This window comes from Mesorhizobium sp. M1E.F.Ca.ET.063.01.1.1, from assembly GCF_003998155.1.
GTDB lineage: Bacteria > Pseudomonadota > Alphaproteobacteria > Rhizobiales > Rhizobiaceae > Mesorhizobium.
Map to the genome: position 1 here is coordinate 1 of NZ_RZSC01000312.1, position 6,595 is coordinate 6,595.

Sequence of the window (6,595 nt, forward strand, 5' to 3'; positions counted from 1 at the left end):
AGCTTCGGCACCGTGCCCAGCCCGCCCGCCACGCGAGCCGAGCGGATATTGCAGAAGGACGGCACCGGCTCCGCGAACATGCGCGGATCGAGCTCCCACGGCTCGCGGTTGACGTCGAGATAGGCGCGCGGGAAATTCGCCGCCAGCATCGGCGCGCCGAGCGCGACGGCGCCGCCGAAAAGCTCGTCGACATAGCAATCCTCCGACCGCCGGATGGCGTTGCGGTCAAGCCGCGCCATGGCGAGGAAGCGCTCCGGATAGTAGCGGCCGCTATGCGGCGAATTGAACAGGAAAGGGACGCGTTGCTCGGCGCCCGATCGGATTTCGAAGGGTGGTACGACCGAAAAATCCTCGGCTGCCGTCTTCAATTTGAACGAACCAGGATGAAGCACTGCGTCATGATTCAAAACTGCCATCTTGCGCCCGGCATGTCCAGCATTTCAGCCCCACGAAACGGCCGGCTGAAACAGCGCGGACAGGGCCAACGTTCACTTGATGTTTACCGTCTCCTCCTCATATACAGGATGGTTAACGGGCTTGCGCGGCGGCAGGCTTGGGGCGGGTGATTCGGACGGGACAAAATGGCACGCATTCTACTGGCGGAAGACGACGACGATATGCGCCGGTTCCTCGTCAAGGCACTGGAAAGAGCCGGTTACCAAGTAAGCGATTTCGACAATGGCGCCAGCGCCTATGAGCGGCTGCGCGAGGAGCCTTTCTCGCTGCTGCTAACCGATATCGTCATGCCCGAGATGGACGGCATCGAGCTCGCCCGCCGCGCCACCGAGATCGATCCGGACCTCAAGGTCATGTTCATCACCGGCTTTGCCGCGGTCGCGCTCAATCCGGATTCCAAGGCGCCCAAGGACGCCAAGGTGCTATCGAAACCTTTCCATCTGCGCGACCTCGTCAACGAGGTCGAAAAGATGCTGCAGGCAGCCTGAGAGGGTTTTCCGGCGGGCTTCCGCCGGTGCGGCAAAGCGAAGCTTTCTTTTCTTGTTCCCGCTATTGACGCGCCGGACCAAAAATGGTGTATGCGCGGCTTCGGATGGGCGTGTAGCTCAGCGGGAGAGCACTGCATTGACATTGCAGGGGTCACAAGTTCAATCCTTGTCACGCCCACCATCCTTTCAAATCTAAGTCTCTAAGGGACCAGAGCAGTTAGGCTGTAGGGCTTTGCCGCTGCGTTCTCCTCGGTGAACTTGGTTGCTTACGCAGCGCTTGGTCGCACTTGTTCTCGGATGGGTTCAAGGAGGAAAGAATCTTTTGTCCGCAGGGCTGTTCGGCGGAGCCGGCAGGTGCGTCTGGCTCAGACACCCGCGACCGCGCAAAGGCCCTTCATTCTGGCGATGGCGAGTCCGGGGTCGGCCAGCAATCCGGCCCGATCGGCGAGGCGAAAGACGTCGGCGTAGTGGCATATGCCGCGCGCCGACTGCATGCCGCCGACCATGGCGAAATGGTCCTGGTGCCCGTTCAGCCAGGCCATGAAAACGATGCCCGCTTTGTAATATTCTGTCGGCGCCTCGAAGATCTTGCGCGCCAGCGGCACGGTCGGCGCCATCAGCGCGTCATAGCCGGCCCGATCGCCCCCGCCGAGCTTCACCAGCGCGGCGTTGGCAACCGGCGCGATGGCGTCGAAGATGCCGAGCAGCGCATGCGAGTGCCTCTTGCCGTCGCCGGCGATCAATTCCGGGTAGTTGAAATCGTCGCCCGTGAACATCACCACGCCCTCGGGCAGCCGGTCGCGCAGCGACACCTCCTTGCCGGCATCGAGCAGCGATATCTTTATGCCTTCGACCTTGCCGGCATGCCGATCGATGATGGCAACGACCGTATCGAGCGCGGCGTCGAATTCATTGCTTCCCCAATACCCTTTCAATGCCGGATCGAACATGTCGCCCAGCCAATGCAGGATGACCTTGCCGGAGGCCTGTGAGAGGATGCGGTCGTAGACGCGCGCATAGTCGTCCGGCCCCTTGGCCACCGCCGCCAGCGCGCGGCTCGCCATCATGATCGCCTTGCCGTCCTCGCCCTCGATGAAGGCGAACTGCTCCTCATAGGCATGGATCACGTCGTCCAGCGTCCTTGCTGCCGCGGGCGCCAGGTGGTCGGTGCCGGCGCCGGAAGCGAGATCGGCGCCCTTCACCGTGCGCGCCTCGGCGATCGAGCGGCGGATCAGCTCCCTGGCGCTCGGCCAGTCGAAACCCATGCCGCGCTGTGAGGTGTCCATCGCCTCTGCGATGCGGAAGCCGAGCCGCCACAGATGATGGCGGAAGGCCATCGTCCTGTCCCAGTCGACCGCCGGCCGCGACCAGGGATCGGTCATGGCGAAAGGGTCGGCGACGACATGGGCCGCGGCATAGGCGATGCGCGGGAATTCCGCGCCGGGGATCGGCTCCGCCGGTTGGCCGACCAGCCGGTAGCTGGCTCGATCGCCATTCTCCGCAGGCAGGATGATGTCCATGGAAGTCTCCCTTTGCGGCAGCCTATAAATGGAACGTTCCAATAAATCAAGAACCTTTGTGACTCCTGTTCGACGCCGAGGCTGTGCTGCGTCGCAACAGAAAAAAGCTCGCATTTGCAGCGATTTCCGCCAGCATCGATCAATTTTTGGAATTCCAGACGATTCCCGATTGACTCTTCGTTTGACCTGATGTTTAGAACGTTCCAATAAATTAATGCCGAATGCGGAGGAAAGAGCGGAGATGGCCAGCCGGGCCAAGGCGACGATCCTGGACATCGCCCGCGAGGCCGGCGTGTCCAAATCGACGGTATCGCTCGTGCTGCAAGGCAGCGGGCTGATCCGGCCTGAGACCGCGGTCAAGGTGCGCAAGGCGATCGAGGATGTCGGCTATGTATACAACCGCGGCGCCGCCAATCTGCGCAAGGCTCACTCCAACGTCATCGGCATGGTGATCAACGACCTCACCAATCCCTTCTTCGCCGAACTGGCGGTCGGCATGGAGCGCGTCTTCCAGGCGGCCGGCATCGTGCCTTTCATCGCCAACACCGCCGAAAACCCCGTGCGTCAGGAAGAAGTGCTGAAGTCGCTGATGGAGCAGGGTGTCGCCGGCCTGATCGTCTCGCCGGCGCGCGGCACCACTCCCGGCGCCTTCCGCCGCATCGAGACCGCCGGCGTGCCGATCGTCTTCACCATGCGCCGGCTGCCCGAGAGCCGCATTCCGGTGATCGCGCCGGACAACCATCGCGGCGCCTTCATCGCCACAGAGCATTTGATCCTCAAGGGCCACCGCCGCCTGGCCTTCTTCGGCGGTTCGTCCGACCTCGTGGTTTATCAGCAGAGGCTGGGCGGCTTCTTGGAGGCTTGTGAAGCGCTGGGCATTCCCGTCGCCAACAGAACGATCGTCGAGGGCGAGACCAGCCGCAAGGGCGGCATGGCCTGCCTGGAGACCGCGCTTGCGGCGCCCGAGCCGCCGTCGGCCGCTCTTTGCTTCAACGACGCCGTCGCTTTCGGCGTCATGCTGGCGCTGCGCAAGCGCGGGCTGGAGGCCGGCACGGACTTCGCCGTGGTCGGTTTCGACGACGTGGCCGAGGCCGAGCACTACATGCCGGCGCTGACCAGCGTCGCCGTCGATACCGCCGGCCTCGGCGAGCGCGCCGCCCATGTTATGCTGAAAATGATCCAGTCGCGCACAACGCGCGCCGAGGACCATATCGGCGCAGTCAGCCTCGTCGTCAGGGAAAGCTGCGGCCCGAGCCGCAACGCGCGCGGCGCTGGAATGGGAGACGCGGCATGAGCGTGAGATGGGGTCTGATCGGTGCGAGCACGATCGCCAGACAGTTCATGATCAACGCCATCCGCGCGCAGGCCGACGGCGAGGTTGCCGCCGTGATGAGCTCCAGCCCCGAGCGCGCCGAAGCCTATGCCAGGGAAAACGGCATCCCGGCCGCCGTTTCGACGCTCGATGCGCTGCTCAGCACGGACATCGACGCCGTCTACATCTCGACCACCAACGAACTGCATCTCGAACAGGGGCTTGCGGCCATCAAGGCCGGCAAGCACGTGCTCTGCGAAAAGCCGCTGGCGCTGACCAGCGCCGATGCGCGCAAGCTGGTCGCGGCCGCCAGGAAGGCCGGCATCGTGTTCGGCACCAATCATCATCTGCGCAATGCCGGCGGGCACCGGGCGATGCGCGAGGCGATCGCCGCCGGCCGCATCGGCAAGCCAGTCGCCGCGCGCGTCTTCCATTCCGTCTACCTGCCGGAAAACCTGCAGGGCTGGCGCATAACCAAGCCCGAGGCCGGTGGCGGCGTGGTGCTCGACATCACCGTCCACGATGCCGACACGCTGCGCTTCGTGCTCGGCGACGACCCGGTCGAGATCTCGGCATTCACGCAGTCGGCCGGCATGGCCGGCGGCGGACTGGAGGACGGCGCCATGTGCATCTGGCGCTTCAAATCCGGCGTCATCGCGCAATCGCATGAGGGCTTCACGACCAAATTCGCCGGCACTGGTTTCGAGGTGCATGGATCGGAAGGCTCGCTGATCGCCACCAATATCATGACGCAGAAGCCGGTGGGCTCCGTGCTGCTGCGCACCGCGAGCGGTGAGGAAGAGCTGAATTTCGACCGCGAGGACCTCTACACCCGCTCGCTGCGCCAGTTCCATGCCGCGATCCGCGGCGAAGGCCAGCCGTCCGCCACCGGCGAGGATGGCATCTGGTCGCTGGCATCAGCCGAAGCGGCGTTGCAATCCGCCAAGACCGGCAGGGCCGTCGTGATCGATCCGCAACTCGGGAGCCTCGCGTGAGCAAGCTCGTCTCGGCGGCCTATGCCGCCAGCCTGATCAAGGATGGCGCGGTCGTCTCCGTGTCGTCGTCGAGCGGCCTCGGCTGCCCGGACGCCGTGCTCGCCGCGATCGGCGAGCGCTTCGACGCGGAAGGCCATCCGAAGGCGATCACCACGCTGCACCCGATCGCCGCCGGCGACATGTACGGCATCAAGGGTATCGACCATCTCGCCAAGCCGGGCCTTTTGAAGCGCACGCTCTGCGGCTCCTACCCGTCCGGCCCCTCCTCGGCTGAGCCGCCGCGGATCTGGCAGATGATCGGCGACAATTCCGTCGCCGCCTACAACGTGCCCTCCGGCATCCTGTTCGACATGCATCGCGAGGCGGCCGCCAAGCGGCCTGGCGTGCTGACCAAGGTCGGTCTCGACACTTTTGCCGATCCGCGCCATCAGGGCTGCGCCATGAATGCGGCGGCCAGCGAGCCGATCGTTTCGGTCGAGCAGTTCGACGGCGAGGAATGGCTCTATTTCCGCGCCATCGTCCCCGACATCTCGATCATCCGCGCCACCTCCTCCGACGAGCGCGGCAACCTCACCTACGAGCATGAAGGCGCCTATCTCGGCGGGCTGGAGCAGGCGTTAGCTGCCCGCAACAATGGCGGCATCGTCATCGCCCAGGTCAAGCGCGTCGTCGAGAACGGCACGCTGAAGCCGCATGACGTCCGTGTGCCCGGCGTGCTGGTCGACCATATCGTCGTCGCGCCCGATCAGTTGCAGACGACGCAGACGCCTTACGACCCGGCGATCTCGGGCGAGATCTTCCGGCCGCTGTCGACCTTTCGCACGCCCGAGATGAACGTCCAGAAGGTGATCGCGCGCCGCGTCGCCATGGAGTTGCGCGACGGCATGGCCGTCAACATTGGCTTCGGCATCTCCGCCAACGTGCCGCGCATCCTCTTGGAGGAAGGCCAGCATGGCAAGGTCACCTGGGTGATCGAGCAGGGCGCGGTCGGCGGCGTGCCGCTGCTCGACTTCAAGTTCGGCTGCGCCTCGAACGCCGAGGCGATCATGCCCTCGCCGCACCAATTCATCTATTTTCAGGCCGGCGGCTTCGACGCTTCGCTCTTGTCCTTCCTGCAGATCGACCGCCATGGCTCCGTCAACGTCTCGAAGCTTTCGGCAAGGCCGCACGTGACGGCCGGCGCCGGCGGCTTCGTCGACATAACCGCGCGAGCGAAGAAGATCGTCTTCTCCGGCTTCTTCAACGCCGGCGCCAAGCTTTCGCTGGCCGATGGCGCCATCCGCATCGACCAGGAAGGCAAGGTCAAGAAGATCGTCGAGGAGGTCGAGCACATCTCCTTCTCGGGAAAACGCGCGGTCGCTCAGGGGCAGGACATCACCTATGTCACCGAGCGCTGCGTGATGAAGCTGACGCCGGATGGGCTGATGGTGACGGAACTCGCGCCCGGTATCGATCTCGAACGCGACGTGCTGGCGCAGGCCGACATCCCGCTCGCTATCGCCAACGACCTCAAGGTGACGCCTGCCTCGCTCTACCAGGACCGGCCGATCGGCCTGTCGCTCAATGGCGGCGCTTCGCTCGGAGGCGCGCATGGCTGAGCGCCTCGTCACCTTCGAGCAGGACGGCGCCATCGGCGTCGTCATGCTGCGGCGGCCGGAAAAGTTCAACGCGCTCGACATTCCCATGTTGCGGGCACTCGAAACCGCACTCGACGAGGCGGAACTGGCCGGGGGCGTCCGCGTCGTGCTCATCCGCGGCGAAGGCAAAGGCTTCTGCGCCGGCGGCGACGTCGAGGCCTGGGCACAGTTGAGCGCCGCCGACTTC

7 protein-coding genes and 1 tRNA gene are annotated in these 6,595 nt (G+C 64.7%); 6 read left to right on the top strand and 2 right to left on the bottom strand.

Annotated elements, in window-relative coordinates; translation table 11 throughout:
• Positions 1-416: N-formylglutamate amidohydrolase (locus EOA29_RS20810; RefSeq protein ID WP_189478947.1), on the bottom strand; the 416-nt coding region annotated here is incomplete at its 3' end.
• 165 nt (positions 417-581) lie between these two features.
• Between EOA29_RS20810 and EOA29_RS20815 the strand changes: the two genes are divergently transcribed.
• Together EOA29_RS20815 and EOA29_RS20820 are read left to right on the top strand one after the other, a co-directional pair.
• Entirely contained in the window at positions 582-944 is a 363-nt protein-coding gene (locus EOA29_RS20815) for a response regulator (protein WP_006199474.1), read from the top strand.
• 106 nt (positions 945-1,050) lie between these two features.
• Positions 1,051-1,125 (top strand) — tRNA-Val (locus EOA29_RS20820).
• A gap of 184 nt (positions 1,126-1,309) precedes the next feature.
• Here EOA29_RS20820 and EOA29_RS20825 read toward each other — a convergent pair.
• A complete protein-coding gene (locus tag EOA29_RS20825) occupies positions 1,310-2,464 on the bottom strand; it encodes a dihydrodipicolinate synthase family protein (protein ID WP_126092122.1) in 1,155 nt (384 codons plus the stop codon).
• Positions 2,465-2,705: 241 nt separating this feature from the next.
• On the opposite strand from EOA29_RS20825, the gene EOA29_RS20830 reads away from it, so the two are divergent.
• The 4 genes from EOA29_RS20830 to EOA29_RS20845 all read left to right on the top strand — a co-directional run.
• The gene (locus EOA29_RS20830; protein ID WP_126092121.1) at positions 2,706-3,758 is read left to right on the top strand and encodes a LacI family DNA-binding transcriptional regulator; all 1,053 of its coding nucleotides are present in this window, start codon (positions 2,706-2,708) and stop codon (positions 3,756-3,758) included.
• Entirely contained in the window at positions 3,755-4,771 is a 1,017-nt protein-coding gene (locus EOA29_RS20835; RefSeq protein ID WP_126092120.1) for a Gfo/Idh/MocA family oxidoreductase, read from the top strand. Before EOA29_RS20830 ends, EOA29_RS20835 begins: the two co-directional genes overlap by 4 nt.
• Positions 4,768-6,369: an acyl CoA:acetate/3-ketoacid CoA transferase gene (locus EOA29_RS20840; RefSeq protein ID WP_126092119.1), complete on the top strand. Its 1,602-nt coding sequence runs from the start codon at positions 4,768-4,770 to the stop codon at positions 6,367-6,369. Before EOA29_RS20835 ends, EOA29_RS20840 begins: the two co-directional genes overlap by 4 nt.
• Positions 6,362-6,595: enoyl-CoA hydratase/isomerase family protein (locus EOA29_RS20845; RefSeq protein WP_145969725.1), on the top strand; the 234-nt coding region annotated here is incomplete at its 3' end. The genes EOA29_RS20840 and EOA29_RS20845, both read left to right, overlap by 8 nt.

Bases quoted from the DNA above. Each gene is read 5' to 3' on its own strand.
- EOA29_RS20825 (WP_126092122.1), bottom strand. From the start codon at position 2,464: ATGGACATCATCCTGCCTGCGGAGAATGGCGATCGAGCCAGCTACCGG.
- EOA29_RS20835 (WP_126092120.1), top strand. From the start codon at position 3,755: ATGAGCGTGAGATGGGGTCTGATCGGTGCGAGCACGATCGCCAGACAG.
- EOA29_RS20815 (WP_006199474.1), top strand. From the start codon at position 582: ATGGCACGCATTCTACTGGCGGAAGACGACGACGATATGCGCCGGTTC.
- EOA29_RS20830 (WP_126092121.1), top strand. From the start codon at position 2,706: ATGGCCAGCCGGGCCAAGGCGACGATCCTGGACATCGCCCGCGAGGCC.